Raw genomic sequence first — 26,017 nt, forward strand, 5'->3', positions numbered from 1 at the left:
CTAAGGAAAAATAACAAAAAACTATATAGTGGACGAATCAGGTTTTCATTTTGCAACCATCTAGTGACAGCATAAAGCTATTACAAATCACGGATACTCATCTGTTTGAGGCAGATGAGGGCAGTTTGCTGAGCGTAAGAACCGCCGACAGCTTTGCAGCCGTGGTAAAAGAGATTCTTCATCGTCAAGTGCCATTTGAATACATCTTGGCTACAGGCGATATTTCACAAGATCATAGTGCAGAGTCATATCAGCGTTTTGCTGAGGGTATCTCGCCGCTGAAAAAAGATTGTTTTTGGCTTCCGGGCAACCATGACTACAAGCCAAACATGGGTAGTGTGCTACCATCCCCTCAAATTCAAGCTGTTGAACACCTAAAGATGGGTGACCATTGGCAGGTAATTCTGCTGGATTCACAAGTGGTTGGCGTTCCTCATGGGCGATTAAGCGATCAACAACTGACTTTGCTTGAAGAAAAGCTCGCAGAAAATCCGCAGCGACATACGTTGGTGCTTTTGCATCATCATCCACTTTTAGTGGGCAGTGCTTGGCTAGATCAGCACACGCTGAAAGACGCAGAGGCGTTTTGGCAGGTCGTAGACCGATTTGACAATGTGAAGGGTATTCTCTGTGGTCATGTTCATCAGGATATGAACATTATTCACAAAGGTATTCGTGTGATGGCAACGCCTTCAACATGTGTACAATTCAAGCCGAACTCTGATGACTTTGCATTAGATACACAGTCACCAGGCTGGCGGGAATTAGAACTACATAGTAACGGTGACATCTCGACACAAGTTAACCGTTTACCAGATGGTCAATTCCAGCCAGACTTTACCTCAAGCGGATACTAATCATTACCATGCCCGAACTTTATGTTCGGGCTTACTTTTTTACATGAGGCAACCATGAGCCAACCTTCTTTGCTGCTTTATATTCACGGTTTTAACAGCTCACCGCTTTCGATGAAAGCGAACTTAATGAAAGAGTATTGTGAGCAGCAACGTCCAGATATAAAAGTCATCGTGCCTCAGTTACCATGCTCCCCTCAACTTGCTGCACAATGCTTGCTCGATATCATTGAGCAATACAAAGGTGACTACAACATCGGCTTGGTGGGTAGCTCATTGGGTGGATACATGTCTACTTGGCTCAACGATAAGTTTGGTTTTAGAGCAGTGGTTGTTAACCCCGCGGTAAAGCCGTATGAGTTGCTGGTGGACTATTTAGGGGAGCAAACTAACCCCTACACGCATGAAACCTATACACTTGAAGCTTGTCATATTGACGAGCTAAAAGCTCTTGATGTACAAAGCATCGCGTCGCCTCAATCCTTTTGGCTTTTACAACAAACCGAAGATGAGGTTTTAGACTATCGCCAAGCCGTAGAAAAGTTCGCACAAGCGACGCAAACGGTAGAAGAGGGCGGTGATCACAGTTTTGTAGGCTTTGAGCGTTATCCTGCTCAAATCATTGAATTCTTAAAACTGTAATACTAAAGAGACGGATTGGAATAGGCTCATAGTTTTTATTGATATATCCAACTGTTTCTTGACATAGTCGATATGCTTTCCGACTATGTTTTGCCAAAAAGATCTTAAGGGTATTTAAGCCCTGACTACTTTGTTATGCATCTTCTTTATCTTTAGATAAATGTGCAGACGGGGTAGCTTTTTCGTTTCTCGAGTACAGCTCGCGTGAATGCGAGGCTCGGGTTACAAGTAAACTTTGAGAACAATTCCGTATTATGACTGAACAATATAATGCTGGTGCCATTGAAGTACTGAATGGCTTAGAGCCAGTACGTCGCCGACCAGGGATGTATACGGATACAGCGCGCCCAAACCACTTGGGCCAAGAAGTTATCGATAACAGTGTCGATGAAGCGCTTGCCGGACATGCCTCAAAAGTACAAGTCATCCTACATGCTGACCAATCACTAGAAGTGATCGATGATGGTCGAGGCATGCCTGTTGATATACACCCAGAAGAAAAGGTATCAGGCGTTGAGCTGATCCTATGTAAGCTTCATGCGGGTGGTAAATTCTCCAACAAGAACTATCAATTCTCTGGTGGTTTGCATGGTGTAGGTATCTCTGTAGTAAACGCGCTATCAAAGCGTGTTGAAGTGACGGTTCGTCGTGACGGTCAAATTTATGAGATTGCTTTCGAGCATGGTGACAAGGTTTCTGACCTAACTGTCACAGGGACATGCGGTCGTCGTAACCGTGGTACCAGCGTGCATTTCTGGCCAGATGCAAAGTACTTTGATTCCGCAAACTTCTCTGTTACGCGTCTGGTGAACAACCTACGTGCGAAAGCAGTACTTTGCCCGGGTCTAGAGATTACGTTTACCGATAAAGTAAACAACAAAGACTACAAATGGCACTACGAAGATGGTCTTAAAGACTATCTAGCGGAAGGTGTGAAAGGTTATCCAGTTCTACCTGAAGAACCATTTACTGGTGAGTTCTCAGCAGAAACTGAAGCGGCAAACTGGGCGGTAATCTGGCAGCCGGAAGGCGGCGAGATGATCACGGAAAGTTACGTGAACCTTATCCCTACCGCTCAAGGTGGTACACACGTTAACGGTCTACGCCAAGGTTTGCTTGATGCGATGCGTGAGTTCTGTGAATTCCGCAATTTGTTACCTCGTGGTGTGAAGCTAACTGGTGATGACGTTTTCGACCGCTGTTCTTACGTCCTGTCAGTTAAGATCCAAGACCCGCAATTTGCCGGTCAAACCAAAGAGCGTTTGTCTTCTCGTCAAACGGCTGCCTTTGTCTCTGGTGTAGTAAAAGATGCATTCAGCCTATGGTTGAACGAAAAGCCACAACTGGCTGAGCAGTTAGCGGAAGTGTGTATCGCGAATGCCCACCGCCGTATGCGTGCTAGTAAAAAGGTTGTGCGTAAGAAGGTTGCATCAGGTCCTGCTCTACCAGGCAAACTGACAGACTGTTCTGTGCAAGATCTCAACCGCACCGAAATCTTCTTCGTGGAGGGTGACTCGGCGGGCGGTTCTGCTAAACAAGCTCGTGATCGTGAGTTCCAAGCGGTAATGCCACTACGCGGTAAGATCCTAAACACGTGGGAAGTCTCTGCAGACCAAGTGCTTGCATCTCAAGAAGTGCACGATATCTCAGTTGCTCTGGGTATTGACCCAGACAGCGATAACCTAGACAGCCTTCGTTACGGTAAAATCTGTATCCTTGCCGATGCGGACTCGGACGGTTTGCACATCGCAACGCTGTTATGTGCGCTGTTCACTCGTCACTTCCGTGCGCTGGTTGAAGCTGGTCATATCTACGTCGCGATGCCGCCTCTATACCGTATCGACTGTGGCAAAGAAGTATTCTATGCCTTAGACGATGACGAAAAAGATGGTGTATTAGAGCGCTTGTCTAAGAAGAAAGCCAAAATCAATGTGCAACGATTCAAAGGTCTGGGTGAGATGAACCCACTTCAGTTGCGCGAAACGACCATGGATCCAAATACGCGTCGCTTGGTTCAGCTAACCATCGATGACTCGGCGGCGACCATGGAAATGATGGACATGCTGCTTGGTAAGAAACGAGCAGATGATCGTCGTTCTTGGCTGCAAAACAACGGCGATATGGCAGAGGTTTAACGGATGTCTACAGAAATTACTTACGATGGCGTTGAACAGTTGCCAATGCGCAAGTTCACCGAAGACGCTTATCTGAACTACTCGATGTACGTGATCATGGACCGCGCATTGCCATACATTGGCGATGGCCTGAAACCGGTTCAACGACGCATCATTTACGCTATGTCGGAGCTTGGTCTTTCGGCATCAGCAAAATACAAAAAATCCGCACGTACCGTTGGTGACGTGTTGGGTAAATACCACCCGCACGGTGACTCTGCATGTTACGAAGCGATGGTATTGATGGCGCAGCCATTCTCTTACCGTTACCCATTGGTTGACGGTCAAGGTAACTGGGGTGCGCCAGATGACCCGAAATCATTCGCAGCAATGCGTTATACCGAAGCAAAACTGTCTAAGTTTGCCGAAGTACTGTTAGGCGAATTAGGTCAGGGTACAGTTGAATGGCAACCTAACTTTGATGGCACGATGAAAGAGCCACAAATGTTGCCAGCACGTCTGCCTCATATTCTGCTAAACGGTGTAACCGGTATCGCGGTTGGTATGGCGACGGATATTCCACCTCACAACGTTCGTGAAGTGGCGGATGCGACCATTCATTTGATCGACAACCCGAAGGCGGAACTGCCTGATGTGATGCAGTTCGTTAAAGGTCCGGATTACCCAACAGAAGCGGAAATCATCTCGCCACAAGCAGATATTGAGAAGATTTACCGCAACGGTCGTGGCAGCATCAAGATGCGCGCGGTATGGCACAAAGAAGGTTCAGATATCGTGATCACTTCTCTGCCACACCAAGTATCAGGTGCAAAATTACTTGAGCAAATCGCTAACCAAATGCGTGCTAAGAAGCTGCCAATGGTTGACGATCTTCGTGATGAATCGGATCACGAGAATCCGACGCGTATCGTTGTGGTTCCGAAGTCAAACCGCGTTGATTGCGATCTGTTGATGAACCACTTGTTCGCTTCTACGGATCTTGAGCGCAGCTACCGCGTTAACTTGAACATGATTGGTTTGGATAACCGTCCTCAAGTTAAAGGTCTGGTACAAATTCTGTCTGAGTGGATCGAGTTCCGTCGTACGACTGTACGTCGCCGTCTACAACATCGCCTAGACAAAGTAATGGCTCGTCTACACATCTTGGAAGGTTTGTTGGTTGCTTACCTAAACCTAGATGAAGTGATTGAGATCATTCGTACTGAAGACGATCCAAAAGCAGTGCTGATGGAACGCTTTGGCATTACCGATATCCAAGCGGATGCAATTCTAGATACCAAACTTCGTCATCTAGCAAAACTAGAAGAGATGAAGATCCGTGGTGAGCAAGACGAGCTAGAGAAAGAACGTGAGAAGCTAGAACAGCTACTAGGTTCTGAGCGTCGTCTGAACACACTACTGAAGAAAGAAATCAAAGCAGACGCAGAGAAATATGGTGATGACCGCCGTTCTCCAATGGTTGAACGTGCAGAAGCAAAAGCATTGACTGAACGCGACCTAGTACCAAGTGAGCCAATCACGGTTGTGCTTTCTGAGAAAGGTTGGATTCGTCACGCGAAAGGTCACGATGTGGATGCTGAAGGCTTGAGCTACAAGTCTGGTGACCAATACTTAGCACATGCGCGTGGTAAGAGTAACCAGCAAGCGGTGTTCTTTGGCAGTGATGGTCGAAGCTACTCACTTGAGTCGCATTCATTACCGTCTGCAAGAAGTCAAGGCGAGCCAATAACAGGTCGTTTGAATATCACCGCAGGCAGCAATATTCGCCAAGTGATCATGGGTGAAGAAGATCAGCTATGGCTGGTGGGTTCTGATGCTGGTTACGGCTTTGTATGTAAAGGTTCAGATTTGCTATCTAAGAACCGCAGCGGTAAAGCATTGGTGACTCTACCTGCAAACTCTGAGGTGATGACACCAAAGACGATTGCAGACTTGGATTCAGATGAAATTCTAGCTATTACGAATCAAGGTCGTATGCTGTTGTTCCCAATCAAAGACCTACCGCAATTAGCGAAAGGTAAGGGTAACAAGATCATCAACATCCCAGCAGCGAAGGCGAAAGAACGTGAAGAGGTGCTTTCTCACTTGATGGCTCTGCCACAAGGTGCGTCTCTTACACTTTATGCAGGTAAGCGAAAGTTAGGTTTGAAACCTGCTGATCTTGAGAACTTCCGTGGTGAACGCGGACGTCGAGGCAGCTTGCTACCGCGAGGTTTGCAGCGCGTAACTCGAATTGAAATTGAAATGGGTGGAAGCTCAGAGGTTTCAGAAGAGCCGAGCGATAGCGAATAACGCACAAACAAAAATCCCAGCCAATGGCTGGGATTTTTTTATGCTTCTTGTTTGTCTTCGGCGATGGTTACTTTCAAATTCATTTCTTTACCCTTGCGGATAATACCAACATCAACGCTGGTGCCTGGACGCAAGTCAGTAACAATATCCATCACACTTTGACGACCTTGCACCTTGGTTCCGTTAATGCTGATAATGATGTCCTGCTTTTCAAAGCCAGCCGCACTTGCAGGTCCATTTGGATCAATACCTAGGACGACAATACCGCCAATGTGCTGGTTACCTAGTAAGCGGGCAGTAACCGCATTGATATCCTGTCCGTCAATACCAATGTAGCCACGGATCACGCGACCATCAGCAATGATCTTTTGCATGATCTTATTCGCCAGAGGAGCCGGAATCGCAAAAGAGATGCCGTAGGTCTCAAGGTCTGTAGCCTGTTGGAATGAAGCCGTATTAATGCCTACCAGTTCACCTTGAGTGTTGACCAAAGCGCCGCCAGAGTTACCTTCGTTGATTGCCGCATCGGTTTGAATGAAGGCTTGACGACCATCGCTGATCGATGAGCGTCCTGTTGCTGAGATGATGCCAAACGTCGTGGTTTGACCTAAGTTGTATGGGTTTCCGATAGCCAGTACCACGTCACCAACCTGAGGCTTGTAATCAGGATTCAGTGGGATGACAGGTAAATTAGAGCCTTCAACGCGTAAAATCGCGATATCTGTACGCTTGTCCGTACCGACCAACTGAGCTGCAGCAACACGACCATCTTGCAGTGCGACCACTATTTGGTCTGCTTGGGCGACGACATGATAGTTAGTAATGATGTAGCCTTTCTCGCTAACAATCACACCAGATCCCAAGCCCTGAGTTGAAAGCTTGCTTCGGTCGTTTTCGACGTACTTGCGACTATAGATATTCACAACCGCTGGCGCTGCCTTTCTTACCGCTTGGTTAAAAGAGACTTCGAGCGAGGCGATATTGCTCGGCTGCGGATCGCTGAGTGCTGTAGGAATAACATTGCTGCGCAAAGATGGAACGGCGAGTAATACGATGATGGCAGTTGCTAAGCCTAAAAAGACAGAACGTAACAAAAAGCTAAGCATAACCTCTCCATGATTGAGCGCCCAATTGGCATAGAAAACTGAAGGATAGCATTACATTGAAAAATAACAAAAGGGCAAGACGTAATCGTCTTACCCTTTTATAAAACCATGACATAAGAGGTAAAGTGTTCGAGCGTTATCACGAATATCGATGTGGTTAACGCACGTTTACTTCAGCCTACGTGATTGTTGTTAACTCAACACGATTAGCGGATAACGAGGTAAACCGTTCGATCGCCGCGTTGAACGTTGATCGCGAGTACACCTTGATGCTTCTCTACAATCGCACGTAACTCCGCTAAGTTCTTCACGCGTTTACGGTTTACACCAATGATAATGTCGCCTTCTGCCAACTGATATTGTGCTGCTGGCGAGTTCTCAGCAACGCTCGTTACCTTCACACCTTGGATAGAATCACTTGGTGTCGTATTGCTAAGCTCAGCGCCTTTGAGTCCTTCATGTAGAGTCTCAGCCTTCGCTTTGACATTGGTTGATTCTCCCAAGGTCACATCAAAGCTCTTCTTCTTACCGTCTCGGACAACGCCAAGCGTGACTTTTTTACCAGCCCCTAAGGTTGCGACTTTCGCGCGAAGCTCGGCGAACGTATCAATCGCTTTGCCATTAATCGAAACGATGACATCACCAGCTTTTAGACCAGCCTTGTCAGCGGCACTGTCCGGAACCACTTGACTAACAAAGGCACCTTTACTTGATTCATAGCCCAGAGCTTCTGCCAACTCAGAAGTGACTTCACCACCTTGAACACCAAGCATGCCGCGTTTTACTTCACCAAACTCCAATATTTGATCAGTTAGGTTCTTCATCATGTTGGACGGAATCGCAAAGCCAATACCGACGTTGCCTCCGTTTGGACCAAGAATGGCGGTATTGATGCCGATCAGTTCACCATTGAGATTAACCAAAGCGCCACCGGAGTTACCACTGTTAATTGCTGCATCGGTTTGAATGAAGTTTTCAAAGTTTTCGACATTTAAGCCGCTTCGACCCAGTGCAGAAACGATGCCGGATGTCACTGTCTGACCTAGACCAAACGGGTTACCAATGGCTACGGTAAAATCACCTACGCGTAGTTTGTCTGAATCCGCGACTTTAATTTGTGTCAGGTCTTTTGCTTTTTCGAGCTTAAGCAAGGCAATGTCTGACATCTCGTCTCCGCCGACGAGTTCTGCATCGTACTCTCTACCATCATATAGACGGACACGAATGTCATCAGCGCCTTTGATAACGTGATAGTTCGTTACGATTTGACCTTTCTTAGCGTCAATAATGACACCAGAACCTAAACCTCGGAACGGACGCTCACGAGTTTGTTCTGTCGGGAAATCAGGACCAAAGAAGAACTGAAACTGCTCTGGAATACGACTGGTTTGAACTTGTTTGCCTTCGACCGCAATACTCACAACCGCAGGGGTTACTTTTTCGAGCATTGGGGCAAGACTAGGTAACTGCTCCCCATCCACACTGAGTGGAAGCGCCGCTGTTGCGGTGACTGGGGTGATGATTGAACCCAAGCTTAAAGATAGAACGGTTAACGCAAGCAATGGTTTTTTCATCCAATAACTCCTCTTGAAACGGGTCTGCCAAAAAAGAAATATCCGAATGCTTTGTCTCTTATTGATAGTAATTAATATAGGGACGAATTCGGACAATCAAAACGTGGCGGCAGCACACAAGTTGTTAGAGATGAGTTGCTTAAGAAAAGTTCAACAAGGGTCAATACAAATTGATAAGAAATGTGAATGTATTGACCCAATTAGGCAGGATAAGGGGATTAAGACGCTTTCGCTGTGACTGCTTCAGGTGCGTCGATGATTTCTTTTTCCTGATCTTTTAAAAGACCAGTTGCGCCGTTGGCATAGTCTTTTGGTTGTTCATTGACGTCTGATTGATCCTCTTCGACTTTATCAGATGACATTGCAGTCTTCTTATCGAATGGATTGTCTTGCTCAGGCAAGTTTGGCAGAAGTTCAGAAGACGTCTTCGCCATGTGCTGGTATAGCTTGGTATAATCTTTACCTAAGGTGTCCAGCATTTCTGCAGTTTGTGCAAAGTGATCGACGAGCTCTTGACGTTGTTGCTCTAGTTCAAATTTGGCTGCTTCCAGCTCTTTTTGCACAGACTTTTGTTTTTTGTATTCGGGGGTGGTTAGTCTACTAATGACTACGCCTACGATTGTACCGACCAGCAAACCCACAATGGCATAAATCCAAGGCATAACTGCTCCTTATAGTTGTTTTAACAAGTCTTTTACTACTTAGTTACACGCGGTGCTTGTCCATGTTACTATGGCTTGAACAGCCGATAAAGAAAAATAGCGGTAAGTCTTCGGGGACTGATATCTACCTCTCTCTATGCTCAACGCTGACCCCGAGGTGACAATTTTTTCTGTACCTCTGATACGACTCTATACCATGACACCATTAAAACGATACCAACAAGACATAGCAGAGCATGGATTCCAGCGTGATGAAGCCCAATATAACGCTGTCGTTGCTTTAGACAATCTTTACCATGCGATTGCAGAGTTTCAGTCTGCGCCTATTCCTCAGCTTAGCACTTGGCAGAAATTACTTGGTAAAAAGCCAGAATTACCAGAACCGCCGAAAGGGCTCTACTTTTGGGGTGGTGTTGGGCGTGGTAAAACTTATCTTATGGATGCGTTTTTTGACGCGTTGCCTACAGAACGAAAGATGCGAGTGCATTTTCACCGCTTTATGTATCGAGTCCATGATGAACTCAAGCGGTTAGGGGAAGTTGAAAATCCACTGTCAAAAGTCGCTGACTTATTCAAAAAAGAAGCGGATGTGGTCTGCTTCGATGAGTTTTTTGTTTCTGACATTACCGATGCGATGATTTTAGCGACATTGCTGCAAGAGATGTTTAAACGCCAGATGATTTTGGTTGCAACATCCAACATTGAACCTGAAAACTTGTACCGTAATGGCTTACAACGGGCGCGCTTCTTACCAGCGATAGACATGATCATTCAGCGCTGTGACGTGCTTAATGTCGACAGTGGAGTGGATTACCGTCTAAGAACGCTGCAACAAGCTGAAATCTACCATTATCCGCTAGATGAACAAGCGTCCGTCAATCTCAATAAGTACTACCACCAGTTGATTGGCGAAAGAAAGGTCGCAGCACACAGCATTGAAGTAAATCATCGTGAAGTTAAAGTAATTGAAGCAAGTGATGGCGTGCTACATGCGTCTTTTGAGCAACTTTGCCAGACACCACGCAGTCAGAATGACTATATTGAACTGTCGCGTATTTACCATACGGTATTATTGGCAGAGGTGAAGCAGATGGATCGTAAGATTGATGATGCAGCAAGGCGTTTTATCGCTTTAGTCGATGAATTTTACGAACGTAACGTGAAACTGATTATTTCTGCAGAAGTCTCGATGGAGTCTCTGTATACGCAAGGGCAGTTAGAGTTCGAATTTAAACGTTGTTTGTCTCGATTGACTGAGATGCAAAGCCATGAATACCTCGCTAGAGAGCATCTGGCGTAAAAATCGACAACTCATCTTAAAAAAGTGAAGAAAAAATTCGTGATTTAACGCAAAAAAAGGTGATTTTTTCTTCGCTCTTCTCTATAATCCTGCGACCCACCGTTACTGCAGACCTGATTATCGAAGTTATTTCGACATAGAAGGTCGAGAGTACCAACGACTCGAAGGGGTGATGACTGGGCTCTTAGACAGTGTGGGAGCACTATTGGGTGTTCCTTTAAAGTTTAAATTTTAATTAACGGGTTATTATTAGCATGAAAACTTTCGTTGCTAAACCAGAAACTGTAAAACGCGACTGGTACGTTGTAGACGCAGAGGGTAAAACTCTTGGCCGTCTAGCAAGTGAAATTGCATCTCGCCTACGTGGCAAACACAAAGCTGAATACACTCCTCACGTTGACACTGGTGATTACATCATCGTTATCAACGCTGAGAAAGTTGCTGTAACTGGTAACAAAGCTAAGAACAAAGTGTACTACCGTCACTCTGAATTCCCAGGTGGTCTAAAATCTATCACTTTTGAAAAGTTGATCGATCGTAAACCTGAGATGGCTCTTGAGCTTGCAGTTAAAGGCATGCTTCCACGTGGTCCTCTAGGCCGTGCTATGTACCGTAAGCTTAAAGTTTACGCGGGCGCTGAGCACAACCATGTTGCTCAACAACCACAAGTACTAGACATCTAATTGGGGATTTCGAAAATGGCAGAGAATCAATACTACGGCACTGGCCGTCGCAAAAGCTCAGCTGCGCGTGTTTTCATCAAACCAGGCAGCGGCAACATCGTAATCAACAAGCGTAGCCTTGATGAGTACTTCGGTCGTCCAACTTCTCGCATGGTTGTTAAACAACCTCTTGAGCTAGTTGAACTAACTGAGAAGCTAGACCTATACGTTACTGTTAAAGGTGGCGGTATTTCTGGTCAAGCTGGTGCTATCCGTCACGGTATCACTCGCGCTCTTATGGAGTACGATGAGTCTCTACGTCCTACTCTACGTGCAGCTGGTTACGTTACTCGTGACGCTCGTTGCGTTGAACGTAAGAAAGTTGGTCTACGTAAAGCACGTCGTCGTCCACAGTTCTCTAAGCGTTAATTTCCTTTTATCGGAAATTATGCTGTTCCAGAGTTTCTCTGGATACTGTGTACCAAAGCTCGGCTATATGCCGAGCTTTTTGTTTTTCTAACGCGTGGAAAAGCGTTTTTTCATTTCATATCGAACTTCACATCGCCACTTAATATCCTCGCAACATTTGAATGTTTTATCTGCACTTTTTCTGGATTTATTCGTGCTACAAGACGGAGATAACAAAAGTGGGGAGTCCCTTCGCATTCTTGACATATCTTTCTATGTAATCGACTGAAAACAGCCGGAATACAAGGCTTTTTATCCCATTCTTAGCCATTCTTCGTTTCGCTTTCTTGTTACAAATCACATCTATTTTTTATAATTTTGCCGCTTTTGTGACGGCGTGAGCGATTTGCCTCACAATTGTTACAAAAAGGTAGCTTTATCTTGTCAAAAAGTAGGGTTTTCTTTATCATTTCCCCCCAATAAATAGAACTAAATTCATTATTTGTTAGCCATGCTCTTATAAGCGGAATAATAACGATCCAAAGGGAGCAAATGGGAGAATGTTTGGATGAGCAACGCGCCTTTAAATAACGGTCGCAGGCGTTTTCTAACCGCTACAACGGCAGTTGTTGGTGGATTAGGGGCAGCTGCCGTCGCCGTGCCTTTTATCAAATCATGGAATCCGAGCGCCAAAGCAAAAGCTGCGGGTGCACCGGTGGAAGTGGATATCAGTAAAATCGAAGCTGGTCAGATGGTTCGTGTTGAGTGGCAAGGTAAGCCTGTATGGGTTGTACGTCGCACTCAAGAAGTGGTGGATAACCTAAAGAACATCGACGGACAGCTTCGTGACCCACAATCAGAAATGGAACAACAGCCAGTTTATGCTCAGAACGCGCATCGTTCGATCAAGCCTGAGTATTTCGTGGCAGTTGGCTTCTGTACTCACTTAGGTTGTTCACCGACCTATCTACCTGACACGTTCTCCGAGCAAGTTCAAGGCGTTAAGTCTGGCTTCTTCTGTCCATGTCACGGTTCTAAATTCGATATGGCTGGTCGAGTGTTCCAAGGTGTTCCTGCACCTCTGAACCTTGTGGTTCCTAAGCACATGTACTTGAGTGATACGAAGCTCATGATCGGTGTTGATGAGGGAGACGCATAATGCAAGCACTACTAGACTGGGTTGAAAAACGAATTCCCGCGATGAATGCTTATAAAAAGCATTTGTCTGAATACCCAATGCCTAAGAACTTCAACTTTTGGTACCTTTTCGGTTCGCTGGCAATGTTGGTACTGGTTAACCAAATCCTAACCGGTATTTGGTTAACAATGAACTACGTTCCTTCTGGTGATGGTGCGTTTGCTTCTATCGAATACATCATGCGTGACGTTGATTACGGCTGGTTGTTGCGTTACATGCACTCAACTGGCGCGTCAGCGTTTTTCGTTGTTGTTTACCTGCACATGTTCCGTGGTTTGATTTACGGTTCATACCAAAAGCCTCGTGAGCTACTTTGGATCTTCGGTATGTTGATCTTCTTGGTTCTAATGGCTGAAGCTTTCATGGGTTACCTATTACCATGGGGTCAGATGTCATACTGGGGTGCTCAGGTAATCATTTCTCTATTTGGTGCGATTCCTGTTATTGGCGATGACTTAACGCTTTGGATCCGTGGTGACTACATCATCTCAGGTGCAACGCTAAACCGTTTCTTCGCACTACACGTTATTGCGCTACCTATCGTTCTACTTCTTCTTGTTGTTCTGCACGTATTGGCACTACACGAAGTTGGCTCTAACAACCCGGATGGTATCGAGACTAAGCTACCAAAAGGCTCAATGGGCGACGATTACGAAACACAGTTCAAGTTCCACGATTACTACACGAAGAAATACGACATCATCGATTCGATTCCTTTCCATCCATACGGTACGGTTAAGGACCTAGTTGGTGTGGCTGGTTTCTTGTTCTTCTTCTGTTATGTGCTGTTCTTTAACCCAGAAATGGGTGGATACTTCCTTGAGCCGCCTAACTTTGAAGCTGCAAACCCACTGAAGACACCTGAGCATATCGCTCCTGTTTGGTACTTCACACCATTCTACGCAATCTTACGTGCGGTTCCAGACAAGCTATTGGGTGTAATCCTAATGGGTGCGTCAATTGCAGTACTGTTTGTTCTACCTTGGTTGGATCGTTGTAAAGTTCGTTCTTACCGTTACCGCAGCAAAATTCACCTATTGAATATTGTTCAGTTCACTATCGCCTTTATCGCTCTGGGTATTTTGGGTGCACTACCGGCAACGCCGCTGTACACGCTTTTGTCTCAGATCTTTAGCTTGTGTTACTTCATGTTCTTTGTCCTGCTGTTCTTCTACAGCAAAAATGAAGCGACCAAACCATTACCAGAGAGGGTGACATTCAAATGAAGAAGTGGATTGTAATTCTATTTGCTATGTTGCCATCTCTTGCGATGGCAGCGGGTGCCAACGTACCGCTAGACAAAGCGAACGTGGATCTATCGGATAAAGCTTCGCTACAAAACGGCGCGAAGCTATTCATGAACTACTGTTTTGCTTGTCACTCAACGCAATACCAGCGTTACGAGCGAGTGGCAACAGACTTGGATATTCCTGTTGACCTAATGAAGGAAAACCTGATTTTCGACCCTGAAGCGAAAATTGGTGACCTTATGGTGAACGCAATGCCTGCAAAGCAAGCTGGTGACTGGTTTGGTGCTCCGCCACCGGATCTAACTCTTGTTGCTCGAGTTCGTGGTGCAGATTGGCTGTACACTTACCTACGCTCTTTCTATGTTGACCCATCACGTCCATTCGGTGTGAACAACATTGTATTCCCAAGCGTTGGTATGCCACATGTGCTTGAAGAGCTTCAAGGCATTCCTACTCCAGTCTACGGCACGAAAGTGGTTGACGGTGAGGAAGTTCAGGTCGTTGTAGGTACTGAAACAGACGGTACTGGTGAGCTAAGCTCTGGCGAATATGACAAAGCGGTTGGTGACCTAGTTAACTTCCTAGTTTACTCAGGCGACCCAGTTCAACTAGAGCGTCATGCGCTTGGTTGGTGGGTGATGGGCTTCCTCGTTCTACTAACAATTGTTGTCGTGATGCTCAAGAAAGAGTATTGGCGTGATGTGCATTAATTGTGCTATCATACCGTGCTAATTCCCAATTTTAATTGACGAATAATGGAGGCTTAGCCTCCATTATTTTTATTTGTAAGTGTGCTGGAGGGCTCCATGGCTGTAGCTGCCAATAAACGTTCTGTGATGACTCTTTTCTCAAGTGCATCAGATTTGTATAGCCATCAGGTTCGCATCGTATTAGCTGAAAAAGGCGTAAGTGTTGAAGTTGAGCTTGTTGATGAAGCTAACCTTCCTGCTGAGCTTGTGGAACTGAACCCATACAAATCAGTACCAACTCTTGTGGACCGTGAGCTAGCTCTTTACGATTCAAAAATCATCATGGAGTACTTGGACGAGCGTTTCCCTCATCCACCTCTAATGCCTGTTTACCCAGTTGCTCGTGGTAACAGCCGTTTGATGATGTACCGTATTGAACGCAACTGGTACTCACTAGCTGAAAAAGTTGTTAAGGGTAACGCGGAAGAATCAGAAAAAGCACGTACTAAACTACGTAACGATCTTCTGACTCTAGCGCCAATCTTCGCTGAATACGAATACTTCATGAGCGAAGAGTTCAGCCTAATCGACTGCTACCTAGCTCCACTATTGTGGCGTCTGCCTCAACTAGGTATCGACCTTGTAGGTCCTGGTTCAAAAGAGATCAAAGTTTACATGAACCGCGTATTTGAGCGTGATTCATTCCTTGCTTCTCTAACTGAAGCTGAACGTGAAATGCGCCTAGTTCGCTAAGCGATTTAGATAACACGTTATGGATATTGCAAAAATGACTGCTCGCCGTCCGTATATGCTTCGTGCATTTTACGATTGGTTGGTAGACAACGACTTAACTCCTCACTTGGTGGTTGATGCAACGATGCCGGGTGTGCGTGTACCAGTTGAGTTTATTCAAGATGGTCAAATCATCTTGAATATTGCTCCACGTGCTGTTGGTCAACTTGAGTTGGGTAATGATGCGATTACCTTCCATGCTCGTTTTAGTGGTCGCCCTCATTCAGTGATCGTACCGGTTTATGCGGTACAAGCGATTTACGCTCGAGAGAATGGTGCTGGCACCATGTTTGAACCTGAAGAAGCGTACACTCATATCGAAGAAGAAGGGATTGTTGAAGAAGAACAGTCACCAACTTTTACTACCGTGAGTGATGATTCAGAAGTCATGGACTCGGAGTCTGAAGAGGAAGAAGCACCTCGTCCGAAAGGCAGACCAAGCTTACGAGTTATCAAATAAAAAAAGCAGCGTGCCCACGCTGCTTTTTTATTATCTGCTAAGTTGTATTAAACAACTGTCTAGCTAGTTCACTTGAGAGCCTAATTCAGTGACTGTTGCTTCAGGCTGTGTTGTTTCTGGTTCTTCCACTTTTAATGGCTTTTCATCACCATATTGGAAGCCTTTAATCACTTGTTTTACGCCCGAGATATTACGTGCAATCTCTGTTGCTCGATCGCTTTGTTGTGGCGTGACGTAACCAAACAAGAATACATCACTGTCTTCAGTAATCACTTTTACTTTGATGCCATTTAACTCGCTATCAGTCAGTAATGCTGATTTAACCTTGGTGGTGATCCAGCTATCGTTGCTGATTTGAGTTACGCTCAATGGTTCTTTTTGTTTGATCTGGTTATGGATATTTTTCACACCACTCACAGCACGAGCTCGACGTTCAAACTCATTAATCAGTTCGCGAGTTGGGGCTTGTCCCATTAATACAACAGTCCCATTGTATGAACTCGCAACGACGCGAGCTTTTCCTTTGAATGGTGCTTTATTGCCAATCGCTGCAACTTCAAATTCGATGTTGTTGTCTTGCCAAATTTCTTTGGTTGTACGTGTATCTGTAACGATATTGGCAGTAGTTGCTGCCCCTGCAATAAACAAACCCGCACAGCCACTCATGCTGAGTGCTGCAAATAAAATGACAAGACTACGTATCATATTTCTAAACTCTCAATTTCAATTATTCTTCGTGAGCAGGGAAAAGAACTTGGTCGATAAGGTCACACAAGCAATGAAGGGTCACCATATGTACTTCATGGATGCGTGCAGTCCGATGTGATGGAATGCGAATTTCCACATCATTTTCACCAAGCAAGCCAGCCATTTCACCGCCATCTTTACCAGTAAGAGCAATGATCGTCATATCGCGAGTTACCGCGGCTTCCATTGCTTTGATGATGTTTTTGCTGTTACCACTGGTAGAGATTGCGAGCAAGATGTCGCCCGGCTGACCAAAAGCGCGTACTTGCTTGGAGAAGATCTCTTGGTAGTGGTAGTCATTGGCAACGGCAGTGAGCGTTGTGTTATCCGCCGTCAACGTCATTGCTGGTAGGCTAGGGCGCTCTGTTTCGAATCGGTTCAAAAGACAAGAGACAAATTGTTGTGAATTCGACGCACTGCCCCCGTTGCCACAGCATAGGATTTTATTGCCGTTGAGTAAGCTTGAAACCATTGCCTGAGCAGCGTGAGTAATTGCATCTGGTAGTGCTTCTGCTGCAGCGATTTGAATTTGAATACTTTCTGTAAAACTGTCTTTAATGCTGTCTAGCATCGTTTATCCTTCAGAGATTGCATTTTGTATCCAGTTGATGTCTCGACCACTGTCGTGAATGGCAATAACATCAAACCGATAATCGATATTGTGTGCCGAGCATTTTTGCTGGCTTAGCCAAATTTGAGCCGTTTTGACTAGTTTACGCATTTTTGCGTAGGTGACCATTTCTGCTGCAGAGCCAAAAGCATCATTCTTACGATATTTGACCTCAACAAAGACGATAGTTTCACCTTGTTGGAAAATTAAATCAATTTCGCCGACTTTCGTTAGGAAGTTTTGATCTAAAAAGCGCAAACCCTGACGCTGCAAATATCGCTTCGCCAGGGTTTCGTATTGATTGCCGATTTGTCGCTTACTAAAGAGCCCCACGCTCGGCCCAGTCTAACTCACGTTGTACTACGCAGTTGTTGTTGATACTCAATACACCTGTTTGACCATCAACTGAGTAGCCCGGTAGTAACTTCATTTGCGGTAACTCACCAAGCAGTTTGTATGCGTCCATACCTAATGCTTCTAAGCGTTTTTCCATATTGGATTGATCTGGCCATAGCTCATTCATTTGTGTCGCGATGGTTGGATCTGGATTGATTAACATCGGAATGTCGCTGTACGCCACACCTGATAGATCTTCGTAAGTTGCGCCACCACTGTTACTGCGAGAGTTAGAGAACAACTTAGGCGGTTTTGCATCTGGGTTAATCGCGACTTCGATAAATGGCTTGATCAACGTCAATTCGGAACTGCGTGCGACAATATATACCGCATCCACATCACGACGACTACGAGGTTGGCTCTCTAAAGAGATGCGCATCAGAGACTGCATTTGTGCGATGCGTTGCTGACTCTCTTGTAAGCCAAATACACCATTAATGTTCTTTTGCAGTTGGCGTTTATCACCAAAGTAACTAGTCGCAACTTTGTTTGAGCTGTATTTGCTCCACTCTTCATTAAACGCTTCAACAACACGCTGACCATAAGCTCCGTTTGGCGCTAAGATCATTGGGAATTGGTAGCCTTGGCTGAATAGGTACTTGGCTGCCTGTGCAACTTCTTGCTCTGGAGAAAGTGCTAGGTAACACATGTCTGTGCCAGCTTGCACTTCTTCCGGAATGTTAAGTGCCAATGTTGGAATTTTCACGCCTGTTTCGGAACCGTCTAATGTCGCTTGTAGCTTCTCTACGTTTTCTTTTTGTAGAGGACCAACGACAAAATCGATGTTCTCATTGATTAAGCGCTGTTTGATTTGATCGGCGCTGTAAGCGTGTGTATCAATCACCGTCAGTGTCGCACTTGGATCTCGTGCTTGGTCGTTCATCATCGCAAAGATGAAACCATCGCGGATCAGTTGTGCTTGCGGAGCAAATTTACCCGTTAGCGGTAACAGAAGCGCTGTGTTGTTTGGTTTCACAATCTCTAACGAGAGGATGTTTTGAATTTCTGCAGGAGTATAAACCGCTGCTGGATGTGAAGGGTTTTCACTTAACCAGTGCTCAAGCGTGTTTTTAAGCTGAGGAATATTGCTCGATAACGTTTTTGCATAGATCGCTAATTGTAGCCAACCATCTAGTACGTCTTCGCTTGGTTCAGTTTGCAATGCCGTCAGTTCATTTTCAGAGTAACTGCCGAAGTTCATCCAAATACGGCTAGAGATCTCACGTTGCTCTGCTGATGACGCGTATTGACCTTCGGCTACCAATTGGCGGTTTGCTTCAAACGGTTGGTTTAAGCTTTGGTAAGCGTCCGCGCGCAACTCGTAGTAGTCTTTCCACTGTTCGCTTGGCAGTTTCCACCAAGGTTTAAAGTTCAGCCCTTGCAGCAATTGTGAGTATTTACCTTGCTTTTGCTGTAAGGTCGCACGAGCCAATTGCCACTCAGCCTGTTGAACTTCGCTCAGTTGCTGACGAGAAAGACGTTTGATTAACAGCTCAGCTTGGTCTAACTCATTTGCTTGGATTGCCGCTTTGGTTGCCATGATCAACCAGTCGTTTTGTAGGCTACCTTCGGTGCTATCAGCTTGAATCATGTAGTTCTGAACAGACTGTGCCGGCTCAAGTGTAATATCTACGCTATCTGGTTGTCGCGGACCTGAAGAACAGGCGGCGAGCGTAATTGCCAGTGCAACAGGAGTGAGTAAGCGTGGTACACTGAGTCTCTTATGGTTCATCATTGCCGTGAGTTCTCTATAATTTTGTACAAAATTGTCTCTATATTAATCGTTGAAGTGATGGTAAACAAATGACAGATAAAAATAAGTTGCCGAATGAGGGGCCAACTCTATACATCGTACCGACTCCAATCGGAAATTTAGCGGATATCACTCAACGTGCTATCGAAGTTCTGTCGAATGTGGACATCATTGCCGCTGAGGATACTCGACATACAGGCAAATTACTGTCTCACTTCAATATCCAAACCAAAACTTTTGCGCTGCATGATCACAACGAGCAACAAAAAGCACAAGTTCTAGTTGAAAAGCTACTGTCAGGTCAGTCTATCGCATTGGTTTCTGACGCTGGTACGCCGCTAATAAGCGATCCAGGATACCACCTGGTGACAAAATGTCGTCAAGCGGGCGTAAGAGTTGTGCCTCTTCCTGGTGCGTGTGCGGTCATCACTGCGTTAAGTGCTTCAGGTCTACCATCTGACCGATTCAGTTTCGAAGGCTTCTTACCACCGAAAAGTAAAGGTCGTAAAGACAAGTTCTTGGAGATTGCTTCTGTTGAACGTACTTGTATCTTCTACGAATCTCCGCATCGTATTTTAGACTCTCTACAAGATATGTTAGACGTTCTTGGTCCAGAACGTGAAGTGGTATTGGCTCGTGAACTAACCAAAACCTTTGAAACTATTCAAGGAATGCCTCTTGGTGAGTTGATTGAGTGGGTGAAGAGTGACGATAACCAACAACGTGGCGAGATGGTATTGCTGATTCATGGTCACCGAGATTCAACGGAAGAGAGCCTACCTGATGAAGCGACGCGTACATTGGGTATCTTGACTAAAGAGTTACCATTGAAGAAAGCCGCTGCGCTTGCCGCTGAAATCTACAGTTTGAAGAAGAATGCTTTATACAAGTGGGGCTTGGAGAATCTGGGTTAAAAGCTTCTAGAACGAACGCTGGCACTTTGGAAACGCTTCGCTTCTGGAGGTGAGACTCGAGAATATAGCGGTCTTAATCCTGCGCTCAGCTATCAATATATCCCAAGACGTTCATTTATCTTAAGTGAATTTCTGTTTGAAAGGAGAACCATCAACTCGGTTCTCCTTTTTATTTTCCAAGCTTACCTACAACGTTCTCTCTTCGGGGTATCGTGCTCCCGGTTCTCTAATCCGGCAATGCAGTGTTCCCCCAATTTGAGTATTCTTGTCTGTTTTCTGAGCAATCAACATCCTCATTTCATCATATCTGTGATCTCACTAGACTCAGAAGGGATAACTCTATACAATCCGCCATCGGAGCTGACTGGGTAGTCGCTGCTTTGTTGATGTCCTTCGGGAGACTGACGTCGAAGTCCCTTTGGGAGACTGACGTTGACGTCCTTCGGGAGACTGACAAAGGGGAGGAAAGTCCGGGCTTCATAGAGCAAGGTGCCAGGTAACGCCTGGGGGGCGCAAGCCTACGACAAGTGCAGCAGAGAGAAGACCGCCGATGGCCTTAGGGCACAGGTAAGGGTGAAAGGGTGCGGTAAGAGCGCACCGGACGACTAGTAATAGTTCGTAGCAGGGTAAACTCCACCTGAAGCAAGACCAAATAGGCCTCCACATTGCGTTGCTCGCGTAAGGAGGCGGGTAGGTTGCTCGAGCCAGTGAGTGATTGCTGGCCTAGACGAATGGCTACCGCCGCGCAAGCGGAACAGAACCCGGCTTATGTGTCGGCTCCACCTATTCGAGACCCATCCCTACTTCGGTAGTGATGGGTTTTTTGCATTTTATTGACGCAAACTATGTCATTACCAATAAACTTGGCGCTGAATCACGTCTAACTTTAGACTTGAGGTGGCGATGATGTGGGAAATCAGTACACTAAAGAATCGCTTCAAGATCATTCAACGAGAAAGCTATGACCGAAACATTTCAACATATCTCAGTGTTATTAAATGAATCCATTGATGGCTTGGCTATCAAACCCGATGGTATCTATATCGATGGAACATTTGGCCGTGGCGGTCACAGCCGAACTATCTTGTCGAAGCTCGGGGATAATGGTCGTCTATACAGTATCGACCGTGATCCACAGGCTATCGCAGAAGCGAGCAAAATCGACGACCCTCGTTTTACCATCATTCATGGTCCATTTTCTGGTATGGCGAAGTACGCAGAAGAATACGGTTTAGTTGGTAAAGTTGACGGTGTCCTGCTTGATCTTGGCGTGTCTTCTCCACAGTTAGATGATGCTGAGCGTGGCTTTAGCTTTATGAAAGATGGTCCACTAGATATGCGTATGGACCCAACATCAGGTATCCCTGTTTCTCAATGGTTGATGGAAGCGGATTTGGATGACATTACTTGGGTCATTCGCGAGTTCGGTGAAGACAAACACGCACGTCGCATAGCGAAAGCGATCGTGGCATACCGCGAAGACGAGGAAAACGAGCCTATGGTTCGTACTGGTCAATTAGCTAAATTGATCTCGGATGCAGCTCCAAAGAGTTTCAAAGAGAAAAAACACCCAGCGACTCGTGCTTTTCAGGCGTTTCGTATTTACATCAACAGTGAATTAGAAGAAATTGATACCGCACTAAAAGGTGCAGCGAGCATCTTGGCTCCAGAGGGGCGCTTATCAGTGATCAGTTTCCACTCTTTAGAGGACCGTATGGTAAAACGCTTTATTCGTAAAGAGAGCAAAGGTCCAGAAGTGCCACACGGTATCCCAATGACAGAAGAGCAGATTCGTGCTCTGGGTAGTGCAAACATGAAGCCTGTTGGTAAAGCTATCAAACCAACTAAGCAAGAAATTGACATGAACCCGCGTTCTCGAAGCTCAGTGCTAAGAATTGCAGAAAAGCTTTAATTATTATGACGAAAACCACTCCTAACCTTGCTAAGTTGATAGCGACGGATTTGATTACCGTCGGTCGCTGGTCGTTGTTGTTGATGATTTTGATCTTCGCAACCGCAATGGGAGTGGTGTTTGCAACCCACCATGCGCGTCAAGCGATCACTGAAAAAGATCATACATTGGTTGAGCGGGAGCGATTGGACAGCGAATGGCGAAACCTAATGTTGGAAGAAACAGCTCTCGCAGAACACAGTCGCGTTCAAGACTTGGCAAAGAAGGATCTTGAAATGAAACGACCAGATGGCGATAAAGAAGTGGTTATCACGCTAAAATGATTGGAAAGAAAGCCAAATCTAAACAAGGAAATACGCGCAAGTCTGCTGCAAAAGAAAAGAAAGTTTCTGCAGCAAAACCGCAACCCACCAAAGAAACAAAAGAAACAGAAGTAACGGCAGAACCAGAGTCATTTTTGATTCGCTGGCGTTTTCACTTGCTGCTGTTTTTTGTCTTCTGTGCCTTCGCTCTTCTCGTTGGGCGTGTGGCTTACATTCAAATCATCGAGCCAGACAACCTTATCAAGCAAGGTGATCTTCGTTCTATCCGTGTAAAAGCCATTCCTTCCGCGCGTGGGATCATCTCTGACCGTAACGGTGAACCGCTGGCAGTGAGCGTACCGGTAGAAGCCGTTTGGGCAGACCCGAAAACCATCTTTAAAGAAGGCGCACTGCAGCAAACTAAAAGTTGGTACGCACTCGCCGACGTGCTTGGCTTAGATCGCCAAGGTCTGATTAACAAAATTAAGAAGAACGAATCCCGCCGTTTTATTTACCTTCAACGTCAAGTAAGTCCAGCGATGGCGAACTACATTCGAGAGTTAAAGCTGCCGGGTGTGGGGTTGAAATCCGAATCTCGTCGTTACTATCCCGCAGGTGAAGTTAGTGCCCACTTAGTCGGTGTAACAGGCATTGATGGACATGGTTTAGAAGGTGTTGAACGTAGCTACGATGAATGGCTGACTGGCGCTGCGGGTAAGAAAACCATTCGTAAAGACCGTTATGGTCGTGTCGTCGAGAACATTGCTTTGGAAGAGAAACAAGAAGGTAAGCCGCTGCAACTGACCATTGACCAAAGACTGCAAGCCATCGCGTATCGCGCAATTAAGCAAGCTGTAGCCGATCACCGTGCAACTTCCGGCTCTGCAGTAATGCTTGATGTAAAAACAGGTGCCGTGTTGGCGATGGTGAATGCGCCATCTTATAACCCAAATAACCGCAGCGACTGGCAAAGCTACAAGATGCGTAACCGAGTTATTACCGACTCAATGGAGCCTGGTTCGACGATTAAGCCATTCGTGATCTTAGCCGCTTTAGAAAATGGTGTGGCGGACAAAGATACGATCGTCGACACCGGAAATGGCATTCTTCAACTCGGTGGTAGCCGTGTTCGTGACGTGTCCAAAGTAGGTAAAGCAAGCCTGACCAAGATTTTGAAAAAATCGAGTAACATCGGTGTGACCAAGCTTGCGATGCGAATGCCAGTGGAAGCGTTATTGGGTTTGTATAGCTCTGTTGGTTTGGGCGAATTGTCCGGCTTGAACTTGGTTGGTGAGGTGACCGGTATTTTCCCAAGCCGCTCTCGTTGGTCTCCTATTGAGCGAGCAACGATTTCTTTTGGTTACGGCTTATCCATCACGCCAATTCAGCTTGCTCATGCGTACGCGACGCTAGGCAACTTAGGAAAATACGAACCAATTCATATTATCGAAAGTAACGATAACGATATGTCACGCCAAGTGGTGAGCAAAGAGCATGCTCGTCAAGTGTTAGATATGCTAGAGACGGTAACACAAAAAGGTGGTTCAGCTCGAAGAGCGGCTGTTCCAGGTTACCGAGTCGGGGCAAAAACCGGTACGTCACGTAAAGCGACAGCAGGTGGCTATAGTGATGAATACATTACATATACCGCTGGTCTTGCGCCTGTGAGCGACCCGCGAATTGCGTTGGTAGTGATTGTGAATGAGCCACAAGGTGATGATTACTACGGTGGTTCAGTAGCATCTCCTGTCTTTTCCGAAATCATGAAAGGTGCGCTGCAAATCTTGAATGTTGCCCCTGACGAAAATAAATTCCAACAGTAGGCTTGTAAGTCTGCTAAGAAACAAAATGAAGAAAGCTGAGCGCATGCTCGGAGAACATATATGACTAAAGCCATCAGTATGGACACGCTGCTTTCCGCTTGGGTAGATTGCCCTAGCTTGTCCTCTATCCTTGTCTCTGAATTGGAACTCGATAGCCGAAGAGTTCAATCTGGTACCACGTTTGTTGCCATTATCGGTCATGTTGTCGATGGACGTCAGTTTATCCCAACAGCAATTGAACAAGGAGCGAACGCAGTTATCGCTCAAGCCTGTGATGTAAAAGCGCATGGCTCGATTGAGATCATTAACGACGTACCAGTTGTTTATCTTGATGCATTGGATAAACGCTTATCTCAAATTGCGGGTCACTTGTACCACTATCCAAATATGGAGCTGATTGGTGTCACAGGCACGAACGGAAAAACCACCATCACTCAACTGATTGCTCAATGGATTGATTTAGTCGGTGCAAAAGCAGCGGTTATGGGTACAACGGGCAATGGTTTCCTTGATAACCTGCAAGAAGCTGCAAATACAACGGGCAACGCCGTTGAAATCCAAAAGACACTTGCTTCCCTCGCTGAACAAAAAGCGCAATACACTGCGCTTGAGGTTTCTTCTCACGGTCTGATTCAAGGTCGTGTTAAGGCTTTGTCTTTCGCTGCGGGCGTATTTACTAACCTAAGCCGAGATCATCTAGACTACCACGGCACTATGGAAGAGTACGCTAAAGCTAAACTTACCCTATTTACAGCCCATCAATGCGAACACGCAATCATCAATGTAGACGATGTAGTCGGTGCAACTTGGGCGAAACAGCTTCCTAATGCTCTAGCCGTATCACTCAAACCAACGACAGATTTTGCGCATACAGTGTTTGCTAATCATATTGCTTATGCAGAATCAGGCATTACGATTGAGTTTAGCGGCAAGTTTGGTGAGGGCACATTACATGCTCCGCTGATCGGAGAATTTAATGCAGCGAACCTAATGTTGGCATTTACAACGTTGCTTAGCCTAGGTTTCGATAAACAGAGCTTGCTTGCAACGGCTGCACAGTTGCAGCCTGTACTTGGTCGAATGGAACTGTTTCAAGCGGAAGAGTGCGCGAAAGTGGTTGTGGATTATGCTCATACACCTGATGCTTTGGAAAAAGCGCTGCAAGCGCTTCGTGTTCATTGCCAAGGTAATCTTTGGGCGATCTTCGGTTGTGGGGGCGATCGTGATGCTGGAAAACGCCCAATGATGGCGGAAATTGCCGAGCGTTTGGGTGATAAAGTGGTTCTGACGGACGACAATCCACGCAGTGAAGATCCGGCTCTTATCATGAAAGATATGCTAGCAGGGTTAACTAAGCCAGCTGATGCTATTGTGCAACACGACCGCTTCAAAGCACTGTCTTATGCACTTGAAAATGCCTCTTCTCAAGACATTATTCTTCTGGCTGGTAAAGGTCATGAAGACTATCAAGTTCTAAATTCTGGAACCATTCACTACTCTGACCGCGAGTCAGCCATGACATTATTGGGGCTTTGA

General features: G+C 45.8%; 24 protein-coding genes and 1 other RNA gene. 18 read left to right on the top strand and 7 right to left on the bottom strand.

The annotated features are described in order from the left end of the window. Window positions 1-50: 50 nt before the first annotated feature. From cpdA to parC, 4 genes are all read left to right on the top strand, one after another. Complete coding sequence (gene cpdA, locus AACR11_RS21995) at window positions 51-857, top strand: 3',5'-cyclic-AMP phosphodiesterase (RefSeq protein WP_079324451.1); 807 nt, start codon at window positions 51-53, stop codon at window positions 855-857. Between the two features lie 54 nt (window positions 858-911). After that, window positions 912-1,496 carry an esterase YqiA gene (gene yqiA, locus AACR11_RS22000; RefSeq protein ID WP_079324453.1) on the top strand — a complete coding sequence of 195 codons (585 nt, stop codon included), beginning with the start codon at window positions 912-914 and terminating at the stop codon, window positions 1,494-1,496. 254 nt (window positions 1,497-1,750) lie between these two features. Next, on the top strand, window positions 1,751-3,631 hold the full coding sequence (parE, locus tag AACR11_RS22005; RefSeq protein WP_005447744.1) for a DNA topoisomerase IV subunit B: 1,881 nt from the start codon (window positions 1,751-1,753) through the stop codon (window positions 3,629-3,631). Window positions 3,632-3,634: 3 nt separating this feature from the next. Next, on the top strand, window positions 3,635-5,923 hold the full coding sequence (gene parC, locus AACR11_RS22010) for a DNA topoisomerase IV subunit A (RefSeq protein WP_005447746.1): 2,289 nt from the start codon (window positions 3,635-3,637) through the stop codon (window positions 5,921-5,923). 38 nt (window positions 5,924-5,961) lie between these two features. On the opposite strand, the gene degS is transcribed toward parC, so the two are convergent. The 3 genes from degS to zapG form a co-directional block, all read right to left on the bottom strand. After that, window positions 5,962-7,029, bottom strand: a complete 1,068-nt coding sequence (gene degS, locus AACR11_RS22015) for an outer membrane-stress sensor serine endopeptidase DegS (protein ID WP_009697598.1) — start codon at window positions 7,027-7,029, stop codon at window positions 5,962-5,964. 206 nt (window positions 7,030-7,235) lie between these two features. After that, window positions 7,236-8,603, bottom strand: coding sequence for a Do family serine endopeptidase (locus AACR11_RS22020; protein WP_005447751.1), 1,368 nt, complete (start codon window positions 8,601-8,603; stop codon window positions 7,236-7,238). A 218-nt stretch (window positions 8,604-8,821) separates the two neighbouring features. Continuing rightward, a complete protein-coding gene (zapG, locus tag AACR11_RS22025; RefSeq protein ID WP_005447760.1) occupies window positions 8,822-9,265 on the bottom strand; it encodes a Z-ring associated protein ZapG in 444 nt (147 codons plus the stop codon). Window positions 9,266-9,461: 196 nt separating this feature from the next. Here zapG and zapE point away from each other — a divergent pair, with 196 nt between their 5' ends. The 8 genes from zapE to sspB all read left to right on the top strand — a co-directional run bounded on the left by zapE (window position 9,462) and on the right by sspB (window position 16,024). Then, a complete protein-coding gene (gene zapE, locus AACR11_RS22030) occupies window positions 9,462-10,565 on the top strand; it encodes a cell division protein ZapE (RefSeq protein WP_005447762.1) in 1,104 nt (367 codons plus the stop codon). A gap of 254 nt (window positions 10,566-10,819) precedes the next feature. Next, window positions 10,820-11,248: a 50S ribosomal protein L13 gene (rplM, locus tag AACR11_RS22035; RefSeq protein WP_005372872.1), complete on the top strand. Its 429-nt coding sequence runs from the start codon at window positions 10,820-10,822 to the stop codon at window positions 11,246-11,248. Between the two features lie 15 nt (window positions 11,249-11,263). After that, entirely contained in the window at window positions 11,264-11,656 is a 393-nt protein-coding gene (gene rpsI, locus AACR11_RS22040; protein ID WP_005436094.1) for a 30S ribosomal protein S9, read from the top strand. Window positions 11,657-12,203: 547 nt separating this feature from the next. Beyond that, entirely contained in the window at window positions 12,204-12,794 is a 591-nt protein-coding gene (petA, locus tag AACR11_RS22045; protein WP_005436095.1) for a ubiquinol-cytochrome c reductase iron-sulfur subunit, read from the top strand. Further along, window positions 12,794-14,059 (top strand): cytochrome b, encoded by a 1,266-nt coding sequence (locus tag AACR11_RS22050; protein ID WP_005447764.1) that lies wholly within the window; start codon window positions 12,794-12,796, stop codon window positions 14,057-14,059. The genes petA and AACR11_RS22050 overlap by 1 nt, the downstream gene beginning before the upstream one ends. Continuing rightward, window positions 14,056-14,793 carry a cytochrome c1 gene (locus AACR11_RS22055; protein WP_009697600.1) on the top strand — a complete coding sequence of 246 codons (738 nt, stop codon included), beginning with the start codon at window positions 14,056-14,058 and terminating at the stop codon, window positions 14,791-14,793. Before AACR11_RS22050 ends, AACR11_RS22055 begins: the two co-directional genes overlap by 4 nt. Before the next feature lie 96 nt (window positions 14,794-14,889). After that, the gene (gene sspA, locus AACR11_RS22060) at window positions 14,890-15,525 is read left to right on the top strand and encodes a stringent starvation protein SspA (protein ID WP_005436105.1); all 636 of its coding nucleotides are present in this window, start codon (window positions 14,890-14,892) and stop codon (window positions 15,523-15,525) included. Window positions 15,526-15,544: 19 nt separating this feature from the next. After that, window positions 15,545-16,024, top strand: a complete 480-nt coding sequence (gene sspB / locus AACR11_RS22065) for a ClpXP protease specificity-enhancing factor (protein ID WP_005447768.1) — start codon at window positions 15,545-15,547, stop codon at window positions 16,022-16,024. Window positions 16,025-16,087: 63 nt separating this feature from the next. Here sspB and AACR11_RS22070 read toward each other — a convergent pair whose 3' ends face one another. The 4 genes from AACR11_RS22070 to AACR11_RS22085 are packed head-to-tail and all read right to left on the bottom strand — an operon-like array spanning window position 16,088 to window position 19,512. Continuing rightward, the gene (locus AACR11_RS22070) at window positions 16,088-16,729 is read right to left on the bottom strand and encodes a BON domain-containing protein (RefSeq protein WP_005447770.1); all 642 of its coding nucleotides are present in this window, start codon (window positions 16,727-16,729) and stop codon (window positions 16,088-16,090) included. A gap of 22 nt (window positions 16,730-16,751) precedes the next feature. Continuing rightward, window positions 16,752-17,342 (bottom strand): phosphoheptose isomerase, encoded by a 591-nt coding sequence (locus AACR11_RS22075; protein ID WP_005447772.1) that lies wholly within the window; start codon window positions 17,340-17,342, stop codon window positions 16,752-16,754. A gap of 3 nt (window positions 17,343-17,345) precedes the next feature. Then, window positions 17,346-17,714, bottom strand: a complete 369-nt coding sequence (locus AACR11_RS22080; RefSeq protein ID WP_029788788.1) for a YraN family protein — start codon at window positions 17,712-17,714, stop codon at window positions 17,346-17,348. Next, on the bottom strand, window positions 17,701-19,512 hold the full coding sequence (locus tag AACR11_RS22085; RefSeq protein WP_029788787.1) for a penicillin-binding protein activator: 1,812 nt from the start codon (window positions 19,510-19,512) through the stop codon (window positions 17,701-17,703). The genes AACR11_RS22080 and AACR11_RS22085 overlap by 14 nt, the downstream gene beginning before the upstream one ends. A 68-nt stretch (window positions 19,513-19,580) precedes the next feature. Between AACR11_RS22085 and rsmI the strand changes: the two genes are divergently transcribed. The 6 genes from rsmI to murE all read left to right on the top strand — a co-directional run bounded on the left by rsmI (window position 19,581) and on the right by murE (window position 26,017). Beyond that, on the top strand, window positions 19,581-20,444 hold the full coding sequence (rsmI, locus tag AACR11_RS22090; protein ID WP_005447783.1) for a 16S rRNA (cytidine(1402)-2'-O)-methyltransferase: 864 nt from the start codon (window positions 19,581-19,583) through the stop codon (window positions 20,442-20,444). Between the two features lie 356 nt (window positions 20,445-20,800). Then, an RNA gene (gene rnpB, locus AACR11_RS22095) (RNase P RNA component class A) lies at window positions 20,801-21,229 on the top strand. A 176-nt stretch (window positions 21,230-21,405) separates the two neighbouring features. Continuing rightward, complete coding sequence (gene rsmH, locus AACR11_RS22100) at window positions 21,406-22,356, top strand: 16S rRNA (cytosine(1402)-N(4))-methyltransferase RsmH (RefSeq protein WP_029788786.1); 951 nt, start codon at window positions 21,406-21,408, stop codon at window positions 22,354-22,356. 5 nt (window positions 22,357-22,361) lie between these two features. Next, window positions 22,362-22,679: a cell division protein FtsL gene (gene ftsL, locus AACR11_RS22105; RefSeq protein WP_005428577.1), complete on the top strand. Its 318-nt coding sequence runs from the start codon at window positions 22,362-22,364 to the stop codon at window positions 22,677-22,679. Beyond that, a complete protein-coding gene (locus AACR11_RS22110; RefSeq protein WP_005447785.1) occupies window positions 22,676-24,481 on the top strand; it encodes a peptidoglycan glycosyltransferase FtsI in 1,806 nt (601 codons plus the stop codon). The genes ftsL and AACR11_RS22110 overlap by 4 nt, the downstream gene beginning before the upstream one ends. 60 nt (window positions 24,482-24,541) lie before the next feature. Then, window positions 24,542-26,017: a UDP-N-acetylmuramoyl-L-alanyl-D-glutamate--2,6-diaminopimelate ligase gene (murE, locus tag AACR11_RS22115; RefSeq protein ID WP_029788785.1), complete on the top strand. Its 1,476-nt coding sequence runs from the start codon at window positions 24,542-24,544 to the stop codon at window positions 26,015-26,017.

The organism is Vibrio sp. L85 (genome assembly GCF_963871815.1).
Classification (GTDB): domain Bacteria; phylum Pseudomonadota; class Gammaproteobacteria; order Enterobacterales; family Vibrionaceae; genus Vibrio; species Vibrio harveyi.